This window comes from uncultured Campylobacter sp., from assembly GCF_938030785.1.
Lineage (GTDB): Bacteria > Campylobacterota > Campylobacteria > Campylobacterales > Campylobacteraceae > Campylobacter_B.
The window spans coordinates 1-2,366 of record NZ_CALHIK010000072.1 but is presented as its reverse complement, the minus strand read 5'-3'; the positions used below and the strand labels follow the sequence as shown (position 1 = coordinate 2,366).

The window sequence follows — 2,366 nt, the reverse complement described above, 5'->3', positions numbered from 1 at the left end:
CCGAATTAAAGAAATAGTAGATGATTAAACCGCCTGCGATTAAGAAAACTATTTGCTTTATGCCGATCATCAATATGCAGTCGATTTAAAATTTTACCGTCGTAATAGGATAAATTTTAAAACCCCGTCCGCTTAAATCAGCGTCGGCTTTAGCTTGCGCGCCGAAAAGTCGGGCCTCTCGCCGCGAGCTAGAGCGGTGAGCTCATCCGTCGCAATTAGATAAAAGCCCGCGAGATCTCTACTGAAAAGTCTTTGGATTTCATCGCTTCTGCCGTCTAAAAAATCAAGCGCAAGCTTGGAATTTACTAGCAAAAAATCGCTTCCGCTATCAAACGCGTCAAATAAAATTTCGCCTCCCAGCCGCAGCGCGCACTCCCGCTCGCGCTCGTATATCTGCGCTCCAAGCGGCGCGCCTTCGTGCTCAAAGTGCACGATCTGCGCGCCCAGCCTGCTAGCCAGCTCCTCCGCAGCCTCGTCGTACCACACGGCGACGTTAAAGCCGCTAAAATTGTGCTTCGCGCTCGCTGCGTCAAATTCCGCCATGCTCTGCGCGCTTAAAATTTTATTACTGCGCGCTAGCTCGTATTTTAAAATATCGCAAAACGCCCTGTATGCCGCGCGGTCGTCAAACTCCATCCCCACGGCGTCGCACTTCGTAAAATACGCCATCTGCGGCTCGATGATCTCCAAAATCCTCATACGCTCGCTCGGGTGCGTCTGCATCAGGCGGTGCGCGAAGATAAAGGCGCTGTTACCCAGAAACTCCTGCGAGCATGCGGGGATTTTCGTCGAGTAAAAATAGGGCGCGAGACTTTTGTAAAACTCAAAATCAGAGGCGTCCGCGATGCTCTCAAAGGCTTTAAGCTTATCCAAAAACGCCCTCGGCTCGCAGCGCAGATCTTTAATCGCCTCTTTTTCGCTAAGAGGCGAGATGATTAGCTCGTTTCCAAAGTGCGCTATAAGCGTATCTAGCGGCTCTTTTACGCTCACTGCGGTGCCGCCGATTTTTACAAATTCCACTCCCTGCGCGCTAAAATAGGGATCGTGCGCAGAAATGTCGTCAAGCAGTGCCGCAAGATCGGCAAAGGGCGCGCTTTCATAAACATAGGGCTTGAAGTAGCTTGCTACGTCGCAGCGCGGGTCGAAGCGAAAGAGCCTGATTTGAAGCATTTTTCATCCTTTTTTTATGGCGAATGATACTAGAATTTGCCTTAATAATGAGTTTTTTAGGCTCAATTTTATAAAATTGCGCCTTAGATTAACGCAAAGGCGGGCTATGAAAAATTTATACACCCTAAATCACGCGCCGATAAATGCGCATTTTAGTAAAAACTCCAGCGATTTCGTCGTGCGCGAAGTACCGCTTTACGAGCCTAGCGGTGAGGGCGAGCACTGCATTTTGCTGCTGCAAAAAAAGGGCATCAGCACGCACGAGGCACTGCGGATTTTAAGCGAGCATACGGGCGCTAAGATGCGCGAGTTCGGCTACGCGGGGCTTAAAGACAAGCAGGGGCTTACGACGCAGCACGTTAGTATGCCCGCTAAATTTGAGCCCGCGCTGGGTGGATTTTCGCACGATAGCCTTAAAATTTTAAGCGTGCAAAGGCACAAAAACAAGCTTAAAATCGGCCATCTTAAGGGCAATGACTTTTTCATCCGCCTAAAAAAGGTCCTGCCGCCCGACGCCGTCAAGCTCGCAGCCGCGCTAGATACGCTAGGGCGCGAGGGCTTTGCGAACTATTTCGGCTATCAGCGCTTCGGCAAGTTCGGCGACAACGCGGCGCAGGGCGAGGAGGTGCTGCGAGGACAGAGGCAGCTTAAAAACCCCAAAATGCGCGACTTTTTAATCAGCGCCTATCAGAGCGAGCTTTTTAACTGCTGGCTTAGCAAGCGGGTCGAAATTTCAAAATTTGCGGCGGAATTTAGTCTTAGGGAGTTTGCTAAAATTTACGGACTAAGCAAGGAGGAGGCGCGCGAGATCGCGGCTCAGCCGCAGTTTTTTAAACTTTTAAGAGGCGAAATTTTAGGACACTTCCCGCACGGCGCGTTTTTTGGCTGTGACGATCTGGGCGCTGAGTGCGAGCGGTTTGCGAGGCGAGAAATCACGAGCGCAGGCCTTATCGCGGGGCGAGCTAAGCTGCGAGCTAGCGGACTTGGCGGCAGATTTGAAGATGAAATTTTCGCGCCTGCTCGCGAGTTTGAGGCGCAGATGAACGGCTCGCGCAGGTTTGCGTGGAGCTTTATGGAGCGCGTGCAGCACGCCTATGATGCGCAAAATGCGCATTTTAGCTTCAGTTTCTACCTGCCGAAAGGCTCTTACGCGACGGTCGTTTTGGAAGAAATTTTGCACCGAGATATATTCGAAG

2 protein-coding genes are annotated in these 2,366 nt (G+C 51.0%); one reads left to right on the top strand and one right to left on the bottom strand.

Annotation, left to right across the window (positions count from 1 at the left end):
* Nucleotides 1-132: 132 nt before the first annotated feature.
* Nucleotides 133-1,170, bottom strand: a complete 1,038-nt coding sequence (locus Q0438_RS03960) for a hypothetical protein (RefSeq protein ID WP_299187587.1) — start codon at nucleotides 1,168-1,170, stop codon at nucleotides 133-135.
* 106 nt (nucleotides 1,171-1,276) lie between these two features.
* Between Q0438_RS03960 and truD the strand changes: the two genes are divergently transcribed.
* The coding region (gene truD, locus Q0438_RS03955; protein WP_299187584.1) for a tRNA pseudouridine(13) synthase TruD at nucleotides 1,277-2,366 on the top strand (1,090 nt) is incomplete at its 3' end.